The 15,702-nt window shown below is 52.7% G+C and carries 17 protein-coding genes and 1 tRNA gene; 13 read left to right on the top strand and 5 right to left on the bottom strand.

Annotated features, from left to right (window positions below; translation table 11 throughout):
- Positions 1-37: 37 nt before the first annotated feature.
- Positions 38-523, bottom strand: a complete 486-nt coding sequence (locus J9253_RS08345; protein WP_210224143.1) for a TlpA family protein disulfide reductase — start codon at positions 521-523, stop codon at positions 38-40.
- Positions 524-586: 63 nt separating this feature from the next.
- Here J9253_RS08345 and J9253_RS08340 point away from each other — a divergent pair, with 63 nt between their 5' ends.
- The 4 genes from J9253_RS08340 to J9253_RS08325 are packed head-to-tail and all read left to right on the top strand — an operon-like array spanning position 587 to position 4,378.
- Positions 587-1,267, top strand: coding sequence for an HAD family hydrolase (locus J9253_RS08340; RefSeq protein WP_323128871.1), 681 nt, complete (start codon positions 587-589; stop codon positions 1,265-1,267).
- The gene (gene rmuC / locus J9253_RS08335) at positions 1,267-2,577 is read left to right on the top strand and encodes a DNA recombination protein RmuC (protein ID WP_210224141.1); all 1,311 of its coding nucleotides are present in this window, start codon (positions 1,267-1,269) and stop codon (positions 2,575-2,577) included. The genes J9253_RS08340 and rmuC overlap by 1 nt, the downstream gene beginning before the upstream one ends.
- Positions 2,561-3,490 carry a hypothetical protein gene (locus tag J9253_RS08330; RefSeq protein WP_210224140.1) on the top strand — a complete coding sequence of 310 codons (930 nt, stop codon included), beginning with the start codon at positions 2,561-2,563 and terminating at the stop codon, positions 3,488-3,490. Before rmuC ends, J9253_RS08330 begins: the two co-directional genes overlap by 17 nt.
- Positions 3,491-3,493: 3 nt before the next feature.
- Positions 3,494-4,378, top strand: coding sequence for an SPFH domain-containing protein (locus J9253_RS08325; protein ID WP_210224139.1), 885 nt, complete (start codon positions 3,494-3,496; stop codon positions 4,376-4,378).
- Here the strand turns inward: J9253_RS08325 and rlmB are convergent.
- Positions 4,375-5,115: a 23S rRNA (guanosine(2251)-2'-O)-methyltransferase RlmB gene (gene rlmB, locus J9253_RS08320; protein ID WP_210224138.1), complete on the bottom strand. Its 741-nt coding sequence runs from the start codon at positions 5,113-5,115 to the stop codon at positions 4,375-4,377. The two genes, J9253_RS08325 and rlmB, sit on opposite strands and share 4 nt — an antisense overlap.
- The gene (rnr, locus tag J9253_RS08315) at positions 5,115-7,481 is read right to left on the bottom strand and encodes a ribonuclease R (RefSeq protein WP_210224137.1); all 2,367 of its coding nucleotides are present in this window, start codon (positions 7,479-7,481) and stop codon (positions 5,115-5,117) included. Before rnr ends, rlmB begins: the two co-directional genes overlap by 1 nt.
- A 110-nt stretch (positions 7,482-7,591) precedes the next feature.
- Between rnr and J9253_RS08310 the strand changes: the two genes are divergently transcribed.
- The 9 genes from J9253_RS08310 to J9253_RS08270 all read left to right on the top strand — a co-directional run bounded on the left by J9253_RS08310 (position 7,592) and on the right by J9253_RS08270 (position 12,980).
- Positions 7,592-7,678: transfer RNA gene (locus J9253_RS08310), tRNA-Leu, on the top strand.
- A 103-nt stretch (positions 7,679-7,781) separates the two neighbouring features.
- Entirely contained in the window at positions 7,782-8,018 is a 237-nt protein-coding gene (locus J9253_RS08305; protein WP_210224136.1) for a DUF433 domain-containing protein, read from the top strand.
- A complete protein-coding gene (locus tag J9253_RS08300) occupies positions 8,015-8,350 on the top strand; it encodes a DUF5615 family PIN-like protein (protein WP_210224135.1) in 336 nt (111 codons plus the stop codon). Before J9253_RS08305 ends, J9253_RS08300 begins: the two co-directional genes overlap by 4 nt.
- A 27-nt stretch (positions 8,351-8,377) precedes the next feature.
- Entirely contained in the window at positions 8,378-9,034 is a 657-nt protein-coding gene (locus J9253_RS08295; protein ID WP_210224134.1) for an RluA family pseudouridine synthase, read from the top strand.
- Positions 9,035-9,151: 117 nt separating this feature from the next.
- Positions 9,152-9,796, top strand: coding sequence for an OmpA family protein (locus J9253_RS08290; protein ID WP_210224133.1), 645 nt, complete (start codon positions 9,152-9,154; stop codon positions 9,794-9,796).
- Between the two features lie 98 nt (positions 9,797-9,894).
- Entirely contained in the window at positions 9,895-10,443 is a 549-nt protein-coding gene (locus J9253_RS08285; RefSeq protein ID WP_210224132.1) for a CDP-alcohol phosphatidyltransferase family protein, read from the top strand.
- Positions 10,443-11,576, top strand: a complete 1,134-nt coding sequence (locus J9253_RS08280; RefSeq protein WP_228291544.1) for an AI-2E family transporter — start codon at positions 10,443-10,445, stop codon at positions 11,574-11,576. The genes J9253_RS08285 and J9253_RS08280 overlap by 1 nt, the downstream gene beginning before the upstream one ends.
- Positions 11,573-12,277, top strand: a complete 705-nt coding sequence (gene hda / locus J9253_RS08275; RefSeq protein WP_210224131.1) for a DnaA regulatory inactivator Hda — start codon at positions 11,573-11,575, stop codon at positions 12,275-12,277. Before J9253_RS08280 ends, hda begins: the two co-directional genes overlap by 4 nt.
- Before the next feature lie 25 nt (positions 12,278-12,302).
- On the top strand, positions 12,303-12,980 hold the full coding sequence (locus J9253_RS08270) for a DUF533 domain-containing protein (RefSeq protein WP_210224130.1): 678 nt from the start codon (positions 12,303-12,305) through the stop codon (positions 12,978-12,980).
- A gap of 76 nt (positions 12,981-13,056) precedes the next feature.
- Here J9253_RS08270 and J9253_RS08265 read toward each other — a convergent pair whose 3' ends face one another.
- Together J9253_RS08265 and dsbD are read right to left on the bottom strand one after the other, a co-directional pair.
- Positions 13,057-13,239, bottom strand: a complete 183-nt coding sequence (locus J9253_RS08265; protein WP_210224129.1) for a PA3496 family putative envelope integrity protein — start codon at positions 13,237-13,239, stop codon at positions 13,057-13,059.
- Between the two features lie 80 nt (positions 13,240-13,319).
- Entirely contained in the window at positions 13,320-15,659 is a 2,340-nt protein-coding gene (gene dsbD, locus J9253_RS08260; protein ID WP_228291543.1) for a protein-disulfide reductase DsbD, read from the bottom strand.
- Positions 15,660-15,702: the final 43 nt, after the last annotated feature.

Raw genomic sequence — 15,702 nt, 5'->3', positions numbered from 1 at the left:
CCCGCCTCTTGATGGGAGGGGGGTTATTAGCAGGTATTTACTGACTTTGTTTCTTGATGAAGTCGCTTAATTCTTCCGCCGTCACTGCCCCCGGTTGTACTGCCAGCAATTTTCCCTGCGGGTTATAGACCATGAATGTTGGCGTACCGATGAAGCTTTCTTTCGCGGTACTGTAAAGGTACTTGTCAACTTCAGACGGATCGCTCAGCAGGTTGGTGAATGTTAAGCCTTGTTCGTCGATAAACTTCTCGGCATTTGCTTTGCCTGCTTTGCCATCCAGCGAGACACCGATGACATCCACATCCGGGTTGCTGGTCTCGAAATCGACAGTGTGGTGGATCGTGGCGCGGCACATGCGGCAATCGGATGCCCACACTTCCATCACCGTCCATTTGCCCTTGCCTACCAAGCTGTCGAAGGTGGCAGGCTTGTCTTCCATATCGCTTAACGCATTCGCGGGCGCGGTCAATAGCAACCCGTGAGCGAAAAGTGCGATAATCAGCGCGTGTTTAATGGGTAACATGAACATTTCTTCAAAAATAGACCACTATTAGGTTCCGAATTTACGTAACCGCTGATTGTATGGATGCATCCGATGCCGACAAATTCTTTTTTACCGATAAAATGTATTCTCTTTGACCTGGATGGCACCTTGCTGGATACCGCCCTTGATCTGCTGGCTGCCTTGAATGCCGTGTTGCTGGCGGAAGGGCGCGAACCTTATACGCTGGCACAAGCCCGCCACACGGTTTCGCACGGCAGTATCGGTATGTTGGCGCTGGCTTTCGGCCTTGAGCAAACCGAGGCGGACATAGCGCGTCGCCGCAAGATATTCCTGGATTATTACCAAGCCAATATCAGCCGCCATTCCCGCCTGTTTGAAGCCATGCCTGACGTCTTGGCGCGGCTGGAAGCAGATCATATTCCTTGGGGAATTGTGACCAACAAGCCGGAATACCTGACCTTCCCGCTGCTGGAAGCGCTGAATTTGCATACCCGCCCGCGCAGCATTATTGGCGGCGATACCCTTGAGGTCGCCAAACCGCATCCTGAGCCGTTGCTATTGGCTGCCGAGCAGTGTGGCATTGCGCCGCAACAGTGCCTGTACATTGGCGATGCGGAACGCGACATCGTTGCCGGGCGTAATGCCGGGATGAGAACATTGATTGCAGAGTGGGGCTATTTGCACCCTAATAATGAGCATCTTGGCTGGCCTGCCGACGGCAGCATTGCCAACCCCACCGCTATATTGGACTGGCTGAACTGATGGATCAGTCCACTTTTCAACTCGGTATATTTATCGACCAGAATATTGTGTTCATTACGGCGGTGGTGATGTTCGCGCTGGGCGTGTTGCTGGCGCACCTCATCTACAACGTGCCGCTGCAACAAGCCCGCCGCGAACTCGAACGCCTGCAATTGCAGTTACAAACCGAAGAGCAAATCAACGAAGAACGCTTGCGGATGCTGGATGATGCGCAAGACCGTTTGCACAATACCTTTGCGGCCTTGTCACAGCGGGCGTTGCGCGACAATAACACCCAGTTTTTGCAATTGGCGCAGGAAAGCATGGGGCGTTTTCAGGTGGAATCGCGGGCTGATCTGGAGCAACGCCAGCGTTCCATCCAGCATCTGGTTGACCCGATCCGCGATGCGCTGGCGAAAACCGAAGTGCAAATTCGCGAAATTGAAAAAGACCGGCTGGCGAGTTTCGGCGTGCTCAGCCAGCAAATTCGCGGCATGATGCATGACCAAACCGCGTTACGCGATGAAACCGGGCGGCTGGCATCGGCCTTGCGTACTCCCGGTATCCGTGGGCAATGGGGCGAGTTGAGTTTGCGGCGGATTGCCGAGCTTTCTGGCATGGTCGAACACTGCGATTTCGTCGAACAGGCGCAGCGCAGCAATAGCGACCGTACCATCCGACCGGATATGGTGATCCGAATGCCGGACGCGCGGGAAATGATCGTCGATGCTAAAGCGCCAATGGATGCTTTCCTCGATGCGGTAAATGCCGACAACGAAGACAGCCGCAAACGCCACCTGCAACGCCATGCGCGTCATGTGCGTGATCACGTCAAGGTGCTGGCGGGCAAGCGTTACTGGGAACAGTTTGAGCAGTCGCCTGATTTCGTGGTGCTGTTCATTCCCGGTGAGCACTTCCTCGGCGCGGCGTTGGAACAGGATAAAACCCTGCTGGATGATTCCCTGAATGACAAGGTGATTCTTGCCACGCCCAGCACCTTGGTGGCATTGTTGCGGGCAGTAGCGTTTGGCTGGAAACAAACCGTGCTGGCTGAAAATGCAGGCAAAGTCCGCGATTTGGGTGAGGAATTGCACAAACGCCTTACGGTTTTCCTTGACCATCTGGAGCGTTTGGGGCGTAATCTCGGCAGCAGCGTGGATACCTACAATAAAGCGTTAGGCTCGCTGGAACGCAGTGTGTTGCCGGGGGTGCGCAAACTGTCAGAGCTGGGAATTTCATCGGGGCGGAACATGACTGAGCCTGTCCCGGTCGAAGCTATTCCACGCCGCCCGTATGCCAAGGATACAGAAACTGATGCTGAAACCAATTAAAACCCGCTATTACCTGACGCTGCTACAAATGCTGGTGGTGCTGTTCCTGCTGGGTTTCGTGGTGCTCATGAACAAGGAGCACGTCGCGCAATTTTTCTATGCCACCCAGGCCGGGCAGTTGGGGCTGGTGCTGAACGGGATTATTCTGATGATTTTCCTGATTGGGCTAGTGCGCATGATTTTGATGTTCTTAAGTTTTACGCGTGAGCAAGACATGTTGCAGCGTTTTATAAAGCGGGTAGCAGAGAGTGCTCCCAATCCCGTCTATGGGTTAGCCAATGCCGCTATGATTGTAGACCGCTACCACGCCGTGCAAACCATTGCCCGTCAGCACGCGGACGTGAATCAGGCAGCTTTGGCGTCGACCTTGGCAGCGGGCATGTCGACTCAGTTTACCCTTGTCCGCTTTGTGCATAACATTCTGATTTTGTCGGGTGTTTTTGGAACGGTAGTCTCGTTGTCGATTGCGCTGATGGGTGCTGCCGGGTTACTGGATTCGCCCGAAAACATGCAGCAGATGGGAACGATTATCGGGGGTATGTCCAACGCGCTCAGTACGACGATTACTGCTATTGTCTGCTACGTGTTTTTTGCGTACTTCCACCTGCGTTTGCAGGATGCCCGCACCCAGTTGCTGGTCAATATTGAAAATGTCACCACGCTTTACATCATGCCGCGCTTCCAGCACGCTGAAAACAGCCTGATGCATGACGTGGCGGTATTGGCGGCGGAATTGCGCCGTTCGGCCGAGGCTATTCACCTGATTCAGGATCGTTTTTTGCACGCGGGCGAACGTTTGCAATTGGCGGCGGATGATCTGCAAGTCGCGGTGAGTCAAAGCGGCGATAATATCAAGGTGATTCGTGACTCGATCCGCGAAGGTTTCCGTCTTGACGAACAACCGAAGGGGTAGGGCATGAGTGACGGGCATTTTTCTTTCGCCTCCCTGATCAGTTCGCGGGATGAATACGAGGAAAGTTTCTGGCCTTCGTTTACCGACATCATGATGGTCATCACCATGATTTTCCTGATCGTGACGGTAGCGGTCGTGCTGACCAATACGCGCTTGCTGGATAATTTGCGCCACAGCGTGTTAGCAGAACAAGTGGCACAGCAGGAAGCTCAAAAGTTGGCAGTAGATGCCCAACGTGCTGCTCAAGAAGCGCAAAAAGCCAACCAACAAGCCGAATTCCAGCTCAAAGCCAATGCCACGCTGGAAGAGCAACTCGACTACCTGCAACAGCGTACCGCTTCGCTGGAAATGGAATTACTGCGCAGCCGTGCCACGACTGAAGAAGCCCGCGCCACCAGTACCAGCAAGGATGCGGAACTTGCCCGTTTACAGGCACTTTCCAGCACACAGGCGGACACTCTGGGTTTGCGTGACAAGGCCATTCAGGAATTGCAAATCACCTTGGAGAGCAAGGAAACTGACATGGCAGGCTTGCGCACCAAAGTGGATGAAAGCGAGAAAAAACTGCTGAGTATGCAAGGCGAATACACCGAACTCGACCAGAAATACCAGAAACTACTCAAGCCAGCACGTTCGACCAAAGGTAAGCAAGTGGTCGAAGTGGTGTATAGCAAATCCGGTTACAGCATCCGCAAACCGGGCGAGGCTTCTTCACGTAGCGTCACACGGGCAGCATTGGAAAGTGAGTTAGGTGCGCTTAAAGCCCAGCACAGCACGGATTTGTACGTGAAAGTCATTATCCCCAACAACAGCGGCCTGTCTTACAACGACGCGTGGCGGTTTACCAGCGACATGCTGAGCAAGTATGACTATTACGCTGCGCCTTAACGCTGGCGCTGACGACCTGCTTCAAACAAGCAAACGCCCGTTGCGACCGAGACATTGAGGCTCGATACCTGACCCGCCATCGGAATGGAAATCAGGTAGTCGCAAGCCTCTTCGGTCAGGCGGCGTATGCCTGCACCTTCTGCACCCATCACCAAAGCCATTGGCCCTTTCAGGTCGGCTTGATACAAGGTTTGTTTGGCTTTGTCGCTGGTGCCGGTCAGCCAGATGCCGCGATTTTTGAGCGTTTCCAGCGTGCGGGCAAGGTTGGTGACTGGCACAAACGGGATGATTTCCGCTGCACCAGAAGCAACTTTGCGCACGGTTGGGGTAATGCTGGCGGCATTGTCCTTGGGGGCAATCACGGCGTGGACGCCCGCACCTTCGGCAGTACGTAAACATGCACCCAGATTATGTGGGTCAGTCACGCCATCCAGCACCAACAGGAAGGGCTGCTCGGTCATGCCATCGAGCATGTCGTAGAGGTCGTTTTCTGTCCACGCTTTGAGCTTGTAATACTCGGCAACAATGCCTTGGTGGCGGTTGTTACCGGCGAGTTTGTCGAGCTTGTCGTCGTCGGTGAGGAAAACGCGCATCCCGTTTTCTTCCGCCATTTTTTCGAGCTTCTTCAGGCGGTCGTTGCGGCTGCGTTTGTCCAGCCAGATTTGCCCGAGATTTTCGGTATCGTTGCGCAGGGCGCTTTCAACGGCATGTACGCCGCAAATGATGGATTTTGACATTAGGCTTGCGGTTTCTTCTTGCGGGGTTTCTTGGTGGCAGTCTGGCTGCCTGTGGAATCGGGTTCAGCTTTGGGCTTCTTGGCTCTTGGCTTACTGGCGGGTTTGCGGCTTTTGCTGGCAGGTTTTTTACCGCGCGGTTTCTTGCTACTGTCAGCGTCGTCGCTATCCGTTTTGGCGAGTACGAAGTCGATTTTGCGCTCATCCAGATCCACCCGTGCGACGGTGACATTGAGGGTGTCGCCGAGTCGGTAGATGCGCCCGGAATTTTCCCCGGTCAATTGGTGGCGTGCGGCATCAAAGTGGTAGTAATCGCTGGTCAGGGCGGTGATGTGGATCAGACCTTCCACGTAGATGTCTTTGAGTTCGACGAACAGGCCAAAGCCAGTGACGCCTGCGATCACGCCGCTGAAAGTTTCGCCCACGTGTGCCTGCATGTATTCGCATTTGAGCCAGGCGGTGACATCGCGGGTGGCATCATCCGCACGGCGTTCGGTCATGGAGCAGTGTTCACCCAGTGCTACCATGTCTTTGTGCGAATATTGGTACTCGCTGACTTTGCCACCACGCACCAGATGACGGATAGCGCGGTGCACCAATAGGTCAGGGTAACGGCGTATCGGTGAAGTAAAGTGCGCGTAATGGGTTTGTGCTAGCCCGAAATGCCCGTCGGAATCAGGGCTGTAAACCGCTTGCGACATGGAGCGCAGCAGTACGGTCTGGATCAGGTGCTTGTCCGGGCGATCACCGAGGTTGTTGAGCAACTTGGTGTAATCCGCAGGGGTGGGTTCGTCGCCACCGTCGAGCGTCAGGGCTAAACCGGCGAGGAATTGGCGTACATCGGCGAGTTTTTCCGGGCTGGGGCGCTTGTGGGCGCGGTGCAACGCAGGAATTTTATACTTGCTGAGGTAGGTTGCCGCGCACACGTTGGCGAGGATCATGCATTCTTCGATCAGCTTGTGGGCATCGTTGCGCACGGTGGGAACAATTGCTTCGATCTTGCGTTCGGCATCGAAAACGATGCGGGTTTCGGAGGTTTCAAAGTCGATTGCGCCACGGCGGTCACGCGCTTTGCGTAATACGTGGTAAAGGGAATACAGGTCGTCGAGGTGTTCGCAAAGTTCTTGCGGGTGTTGGCGACGGGCTGCCATGTCACGGTCAACCACGATTTTCGCCATATCGGTGTAGGTCAGGCGAGCAGCGGAGTGCATGATGCCTTCGACGAACTGGTAGCTGATGAGTTTGCCGCGTGCGCCGATCTGAATGTCGCAAATCATGCACAGGCGATCGACGTGTGGGTTAAGCGAGCACAGGCCGTTGGAGAGGATTTCTGGCAGCATGGGGATGACTTTGCCGGGGAAATACACGGATGTGCCGCGTTCGGTGGCTTCACGTCCGATGGCTGAGTTGGCTTTGACGTAATGCGATACGTCGGCAATCGCAACCAATAAGCGCCAGCCGTTGCCGTCACGTTCGCAGTACACGGCATCGTCGAAGTCTTTGGCATCTTCGCCATCGATGGTGACGAATGGGGTGTCGCGCAAGTCTTCGCGGTTTTTGTCGACTTTATCAGCTTCGGGGACTTCGTAGCCGAAACGGTCGGCTTCTTCGTGGATTTCGGCTGACCATTCGTGGGGAAGCTGGTGGCTGCGGATGGCTACGTCGATTTCCATGCCGGGAGCCATGTGATCGCCGAGTACTTCGACAATTTTGCCGGTGGGTTGGGCACGCTTGGAGGGCTGTTCAACAATCGCGGCGACTACGATTTGGCCGGGTTGGGCATTACCAGCGGCATTAGCGGGGATGAGAATGTCCTGGCTGATACGGGAGTTGTCGGGGGTAACGAAGCCGATATTGCCCTCGATGAAATAGCGCCCGACGACTTGGGTAGTGCCGCGTTCCAGCACTTCCACGACAGCGCCTTCGCGGCGGCCTTTGGGGTCGAGGCCACGCACGCTGCACAGGGCGCGGTCGCCGTGCATCAGGCCATGCATTTGTTTGGCGTGCAAGAACAGGTCAGGCGTGCCGTCATCCGGTTTGAGGAAACCGAATCCGTCCGGGTGGCCGATGACGCGCCCGGCAATCAGGTCGGTGCGTTCGATGGGGACGTATTGGCGGCGGCGGTTGTATAGCAGTTGCCCGTCGCGCTCCATCGCCCGCAGGCGTTTTTTCAGGGCGTCAATGTCACGTTCGTCGTGCAGGTGCAGGGCTTCGGTGATGGCAACAAAGTCGAGCGGTTGGCCGTTTTCCTCCAGCAACTGCAAGATAACCTCGCGGCTGGGAATGGGGTTTTCATACTTTTCGGCTTCGCGCTGACTATGGGGGTCGTTAAACTTCAAATTGTGTCCTTGTGTGGTTTGCGTTTTCATATGGGCGCAGTGTATCAAAAAAATGTAATAAAAACGCTGTTTGGTGTTTGACAAGATGCCACAAGCTCTATATATTTCGCTTCTCACAAGGCATTACTGCTTTATGAATTGCCGAGATGGCGGAATTGGTAGACGCGCTAGTTTCAGGTATTAGTGGGGGTAACCCCGTGGAGGTTCGAGTCCTCTTCCCGGCACCAAATTTAAAGGCTAGTCAGAAATGACTGGCCTTTTTTGCGTCTGGAATAATGTAATTGGCGCTATAATGCAGATAGCTGTTACACAATATCAGGAGAGGCGCAGATGAGCGTGATGACACCTAATAGTCGGATTACGATTGAGGCAGGCAAGCGTAGTGGCAAGCCGTGTATTCGTGGGTTACGGATTGCGGTTGCTGATGTGCTAGGTTGGCTTGCGGCGGGGATGAGCATCTCCGAGATTCTTGAGGATTTCCCGGAGCTGGAGGCGGCGGATGTGACTGCTAGCCTGCAATTCGCGGCACACCGTGAACATTCCATGCAAATGCTGATCGCTGCATGAAGTTGTTGCTTGAAGAAAACCTGTCGCGGCGTATTATTCCGGCGATTGTGGACGTTTACCCGGAGTCCTCGCAGATTGCTTTGCTGGGCATGGAGTCGGCGGCTGATGGGGAAATATGGGCATATGCTCGGCAGGAAAATTACCTGTTGGTAACGCAAGACAGCGATTTCCATGACCTTTCGGCGTTGTATGGGCATCCACCTAAAGTGATCTGGTTGAAGTGTGGTAATCAGCCCCGTCGACGTATTGTGGAAATATTGTTGTCCATTCGGGATGATGTACAGGCATTTGTTGATAATTCTGACTTGTCGTGTCTTGAGGTCTACGTCTGATTTCCGACTACCTCTACGGAATGTGATTTGATCATCTATACTCCCCCACCCCATACTGGCCTGCAAATCCTCTATCAAGATGACTCTCTAATCGTAGTCGATAAGCCCGCTGGCCTGCTTTCCGTCCCCGGTCGTGGTGCAGATAAACAGGATTGCATGATTAGCCGGGTGCAAACCGAATTCCCCGATGCTTTAACCGTCCATCGTCTCGATATGGGCACGTCTGGCATTATGGTGATAGCGCGGGGCAAGGCGATGGAGCGGGCGTTAAGTATCCTGTTTCAGACTCGGCAGGTACACAAACGCTACGTAGCAGTGGTGGCAGGGCAAATGGCGGAAGCGTGCGGTGAAATTAATCTGCCACTGATCACCGATTGGCCTAATCGCCCGCGTCAGATGGTCAGTTTTGAGCTGGGCAAGCCTTCCAGCACCCGCTATCAAGTGCTGGAACAGGATGCAGTGGCAAATACCACCCGCGTGGAACTCGAACCCATCACCGGGCGTACCCATCAGTTACGGGTGCATTTACAGGCGTTGGGACATCCGATCCTCGGCGATGAGCTATACGCCAGCGCGGAAATCCTCGCGCAAGCCCCACGTTTGCTGTTGCACGCAGCCTGTATCCAGTTCCCACACCCGCAGTCCAGCACTATTTTGACAATTGACAGCCCGATTCCTTTTTAATGGCTAGCATCGCGTTCGGGTTTACGTCAAAATTCGTCCGATCGTTAGCGGGAACTCTGTGGGCTAACTTAGTTCTAACACCGTGACGACATATTATAAATTATTGAGGTGTTCATTATGAAAATTTCCATGCGTACTTTGTTGATCGGTGCTGTTTCAGCAGCGTTGATGGCGGGCTGTAGCCCTACCGGGGAAATGACCCGTGCACAACAAGGCGCGTTGATCGGGGCTATTGGTGGTGCTGTTGTTGGTAAAAATACCGGCGACAAAGACAGAGGGCATACCATTGCTGGTGCAGTAGTGGGTGGTTTGGCAGGTGCTGCCATCGGCAATTACATGGATGAGCAAGAAGCCGCTTTGCGCCAAAACCTGCAAGGTACGGGCGTAGAAGTGACTCGTCAGAATGACAATATCGTATTGACGATGCCTGATGCAATCACGTTTGACTTTGGTCAGGCAACGCTTAAACCACAGTTCTATGGTGTGTTAGGTGGCTTGGCTAATACCCTGAATCAGTACCCAGAAACTCGCATCCAGATTGCTGGCCATACGGATAACATCGGCAGCGATGCGTCCAACCTGCAACTTTCCCAGCAACGTGCCAACAGTGTACGGACGTATCTGGCAAGCACTGGCGTAGCAGCGCAGCGTATGCAGGCAGTAGGCTATGGCGAAAGCCGCCCGATTGCTGATAATAGCAGCGATTACGGCCGTGCTCAGAACCGCCGTGTTGAAATTACCCTGATTCCGGTTCAGCAGTAATAAAAACACAATAGTCGGAAAACCGGCACATCACCTATAATCCGTTATATGATTGAAGGCTCCATAGGGAGCCTTCTTTGTATAAAAATGGATTCAACGTGCGGGAACAAATTCCAAATATCATCACAGTGATACGTATTCTTTCCATCCTGCCGATTTGTTGGCTGTTGTGGAAGGAGTCGTATGCGCTAGCGCTGGCCTTGCTGGTGCTGGCTGGTTTATCTGACGCGCTTGACGGTTTTCTGGCGCGGCGTTACGGTTGGCTCACCCGTTTGGGAGCAATGCTTGACCCGGTGGCTGATAAGCTGTTTGTAATGGCAGTGTTCATTGTCTTTGGCCTGAAAGGGCATCTGCCGTGGTGGTTGATTGCGTTGGTGATTGGGCGTGATGTGCTGATTGTATTGGGTGCTATTATTTACCGGCTGGTAACAGGCCGTCTGGATATGCGCCCTTTGATGATCAGCAAGCTGAATACCGGTTTACAGATTTTTTTGTTGGCAACGACTTTGTTGCACGTGGCGCTTTACCCTTTGCCCGGCTGGTTTAATTTGGGCTTGCAGTGGGGCGTGGCGGTGACGACTGTCCTGAGTGGTGCTGCCTATGTCTTGTTGTGGAGTCGCTATGCGTGGCGAAAAGGTGAATCATAATGCTGGATAGTGGGCGTTGGTTCTGGCTAGTGGTGTCGGGCATTGTGGTGAGTTTGCTGTATTTGCTGGCACCTATCCTGACGCCGTTTCTGACGGCAGCGTTTCTGGCGTATCTGGGCGACCCACTGGTTGACCGGCTGGAAACCTGGAAGTTTTCCCGCACCTTGTCGGTCACGACAGTCTTTCTGGTCATTTTCCTGTTTATTCTGGTGTTTTTCCTGTTTTTGCTGCCGGTTCTGGAAACGCAGGTGAAGCTGTTTATCGGTAAGGTGCCTGCTTACATTGATTGGGTAGTGAATGTGTTGGGGCCATATTTGCATGAACATTTTCAAGTGGATACCAGTGTTCTCGAAGTCGATAAAATCAAGTCGGTGATTACCTCACATTGGCAGGAAACGGGCGGCTTTATCCGTAATGCTATCCAGACCATTTCCAAATCAGGCTTTGTGGTATTGGGGTGGGTGGCAAATCTGGCGTTGATTCCGATCATTACCTTTTACCTGCTGCGCGATTGGGATCGGATGGTGGCTTACATTGATGATTTGCTGCCGCGTTCTATTCAACCGCTGGTTGCCAAACTGGGGCGGGAATCGGATGAAGTGCTGGGCGCATTCTTGCGCGGGCAATTGTTGGTAATGCTGGCGTTGGCGGGGATTTACTCGCTAGGTTTGTCGTTGGTAGGGCTGGAGTTTGCCTTGCTGATTGGGCTGATTGCCGGGTTGGTGAGCTTCGTGCCTTACCTCGGCCTGATTGTTGGGGTGGCGATTGCCGGGATTGCTATTCTGTTCCAGACCCAGGATGTGTTTGACCTGTTTTGGGTATTGGCAGTATTCGGGGTGGCACAAGTGATTGAAGGTACGGTACTGACACCCTTATTGGTCGGTGAGCGCATTGGCTTGCACCCGGTGACGGTTATTTTCTCGGTGCTGGCAGGTGGGCAACTGTTCGGCTTTTTTGGCATTTTGCTGGCGTTGCCGGTAGCGGCTGTGCTGGCGGTGATCATGCGTCACATCCATAGCACTTACAAACAAAGTCATATTTACGGGATAGATGAGCCTGACCCTGATCCGCTGGAAGTGGTTGATCTGGATGTTAATGACGACCGTGACACCGCGACGAAAGGACAGGAATGATGCAACAACTGACCTTGAATGTCGGTATGCGGGAAGGCCATCGCTTCAGTTCATTTTTTGTGACGCCGGAAAATGCTGAATTGCTGGGTGTGCTGAAACACGGTTTTGAAGAAGATTTCCCGCAAATTTTCCTGTGGGGTGAAACCCAGGCGGGGAAATCCCATTTGCTGCAAGCGTATTGTGAGCGTTACTACGAGCGCGGGATGATGGCGGCGTATTTGCCGCTGGCAAGTTGCGCTAAATACGGCACGCGGGTGCTGGCAGGGGTGGCGGGCAAGCATTTGGTAGCCGTCGATGAGCTGGATGCGATTATCGGGCAACAAGATTGGGAAATCGCCTTGATGAACCTGATCAATACGTGCCGCACCAATAACCAACCGTTGATCATGGCAGCACGTACCAATCCTCGCGAGATGGCTTGTGTGCTGCCTGATTTTGCTTCACGTTTATTATGGGGGCCGGATTATCGGCTGTACCCGGTGCATGATGGGCAATGCCTTCAGGCGATGGCGTGGCGTGCCCATCAACGCGGTTTTGAATTATCCGAACACGTCATGAAATATATTGAGCGGCATTATCCCCTGAATATGGCTACGCTCATGGCAGTGCTGGATAGGGTGGATGCTGCCAGTTTGACAAAAGGGCGCAAAATCACGCGGGAATTTATCCGCGAGGTCATGCGGAATGTAACGCCCATCTAGTAATCATCAAAACAAGGAGATCATTATGGACATGAAGAATTTTCTGGATCAAATGCTGCAATCCGGTAAAGACATTGCCCAAAAAAGCCAAACAATGGCAGAGGAAAAACTGGGTGTCCCCGCAGAAGGTGAACAACGTGATCAGATGCTGTCTGGCATGAAAACCGGCGCGGCTGCGGCAGGCGTATTGGCCTTGTTACTGGGCACGGGTGCTGGTCGTCGGGTAACAGGCGCGGCAGTCAAAGTTGGTAGCCTCGCAGCCTTGGGTGGTTTGGCCTATCAAATGTATCGCCAATGGGAAAACAACCCGAATGCTTCAGGTACGGCACAAGCGGCTGAGCCGGGCTTGTTGGAAGCTCCAGCGCCTAAAGCCAGCGCGGAAGTGTTAATGAAGGCCATGATTGCCGCTGCCAAAGCAGATGGGCATGTGGATTCCACTGAATTGGCAACCATTCGTCAGCAGTTGGCGGAAGTGAATTTACAGGGGGATATGAATGACATGATCCTGACGGAATTGGCACAACCGCTAGATGCCAAAGGTATTGCCGCACTGGCTAATAACGATTTGGCAGTCGCTACCGAGATTTATCTGGTATCGGCGGCTATTATTGATGATGCGAATGAAGCGGAAAAGACTTACTTGGCTGATTTGCGTAGTGCCCTCCAATTGCCTGAAGAGTCTACCAATACCACCGCGTTATAAGCTAACGCATTGAAAAGGTAGAAAAGGATAGAGACGCAAGATTTTGCGTCTCTATGGGGTTTGACTGTTTTTAGTCTCATGCATCATCATCAAAAACGTCTTTAAGACGACGCTCCAGTGCTTTACGTTCCAGATAATCCTCAACATTGCGTCGCACAACATGTGGTTTGATCTTTTTACCGTCTAGCGAGGCGGCTACCTTTTCCAACTGAAAGAATTCATCTTCTTGTTCAGTATAATATTCTTTGCTATTACGCATGGTAAGAGACTCCATAACTGAAGTGTTGATATGCGACCGTAGTATAAAAACTATAGCTGAACTTGTGCTGATTAAGGCTATTACTGTTGGAGGTTCTGCTGAAAGCGCTGAATTCGCTGAAGAAAGGGTTCTGGTGCTTCATAGCCTGCGAGACGTACCGCTTTAATTTCTTGGCCATCAGGCGTAAAAAATAAAATCTGCGGCGGGCCAAATAAGCCAAAATGTTTGTTTAAGGCTTGATCCTGCGCATCATCATCGGTGACATCGGCCTGAATCAACAACGTATCTTTTAAGTTAGCGACAACATCGGGATCTTTAAAGGTCTTGTGTTCCAGTTCCTTGCAAGTAACGCACCAATCGGCATAAAAGTCGAGCATCACAGGTTTGTTCTGGGTTTTGGCTTGCGCTAGTGTTTGTTGCAAACCTTCCATGCCCTTAATACGCTTGAAACTAAGCTTGTTTTCCAGCATGGCGGAGGAGGATGCGGCAACCGCATAACCACCACCAAACACGCCTTTAAGCGGTTGTAACAGGCTGCTGCTGCCTGCGGCTACCCCGAACAGGATCATACCACCGTAGAACAACATGATCAGGCCAAGGCTTTTCCAGAAACGTCCCCAGCCACCGGCTTCATCATTAATTCTTTCCAAAGCACCCATGTAAATACCGGAACTGACCAGTAGTGTACCGGTCAAGGCCATGGTGACTTCTGGCGGTACGACACGGCTGAGCATCCAGATCGCCAAGCCCAGCATCATAATGCCAAAGATGGCTTTGGTGGTATCCATCCACACTCCGGCACGCGGCAGCAAACTGCTGGCAGAAGTGCCGATCATTAACAACGGTAAGCCCATGCCTAAGCCCAGCGAGAACAGCGACAGACCACCAAGCAGGGCATCGCGGGTCTGGGCGATATATACCAACGCACCAATCAGCGGTGCTGTGACACAAGGACCAACAATCAGGGCAGACAGGATGCCCATGATACCTGCACCGATAAAGCTCCCGCCTTGCTGGCGATTGCTGATTTCGGTCAGGCGGCTTTGGATGCTGGTGGGCATTTGCAGGTCATAAAAGCCAAACATCGAAAAGGCCAGCAATACAAACAAGCCTGCAAACGAGCCAATAATCCACGGGTTCTGGAACATGACCTGAAGGTTTGCACCACTCAGCCCTGCCACGACCCCGACAATGGCATACGTCAGCGCCATTGGCATGACATAAGACAGGGAGAGCAGGAAGGCTTTACGCGGCGAAAGATCGTTATTCGACGAGCCAGCGATAATGCCGGACAAGATCGGAATCATCGGGAAGACGCAAGGGGTAAACGCTAACCCTAAACCGGCGAGGAAAAAGAACAACAGGTTGCTGAAATAACTGTCATCGCGCATCCGCATGGAAATCGCATCTTCAGGCGATGTGGGGATGTTTTCTGCCTGTTCTTGGTCTTGTTCCAGTGGTTTGGCATCCGGCAGCCCCGCCAGTGTCAATTCACGGGTCTGTTTGACGGGGGGGTAGCAAATGCCGGTATTATCTGAACAGCCCTGATACTCGGTTTCCACGACCAGCTTTTGCAAGCCTGCCGATTGCAGGATAGGGACTTTGACATCAATGTCTTTGCCATACACTTCAATTTTGCCGAAGTATTCATCCTCAACCATCTCGCCTGTTGGGAAAATGGGATTGCCGAGTGCGACGCCCTGTGGTTCTTTAACCGTAAATTTGATCTTGGGGCGATACAAATGGTGGTCTGGCTGGATTATCCAGTGCGCATTCAGGGTTCCCTTGTCCAGCGCTGTCATGTCAAACACGAAGGCTTGGTCTACCGGAATGGCGCTACCAGCAGCGGGTTTCTTGGCTTGTTTGATGAGGTCAGTGAGTGCTGAGCCGGTTGCAGTGGCAGGTGGTGTTGCACTGGTTTTAGTTGGTGCGACAGCGGCGAGCTGTAGCTTGGTTGTTTTTCTCTGAGGCTGATAACATAAGCCCGCATCGGCACAGCCTTGATATTTGACTTTAAGGGCTAATTCAATCGCCTTGTTCGCGTTTTGTTCGCGTTCAATCGGAATCTCAATGGTAACTTGGTGGTGATAAACCTCGGTTTCACCGAAGTTGGGGTCGTTTTTTGTGTCACCAGTGGGGAAAATGGGGGAAGCCAGCGTCACGCCTTCCGAATTTTCAGGCTCGAAACTGAAACGTTCGCGGTACAGGTAATAGCCGTCCGCAATGTCCCAAGTAGCCTGAATTTTGTCTGAAGCCACCATTTCGGCCTTGAACTTGAAGGCTTCATCAGGTGGCAGCAAGTCTTCTTGCTTGAGCGCGTGTGCTGGTAGCGAAACAACCAGCAGTAACAAGAAACCCAACAGGCTTCTCACGCCAACGTGTTTGCTGTGCGCCTTAATCAAGTTTAGATAACTAATCATCTTTCAACATGGTTTAACTAGATGCGACTAATAGTAGAGTAAA

It is taken from the genome of Thiothrix litoralis (genome assembly GCF_017901135.1).
GTDB classification, from domain to species: domain Bacteria; phylum Pseudomonadota; class Gammaproteobacteria; order Thiotrichales; family Thiotrichaceae; genus Thiothrix; species Thiothrix litoralis.
This window is presented reverse-complemented; position numbering and strand designations above follow the sequence as displayed.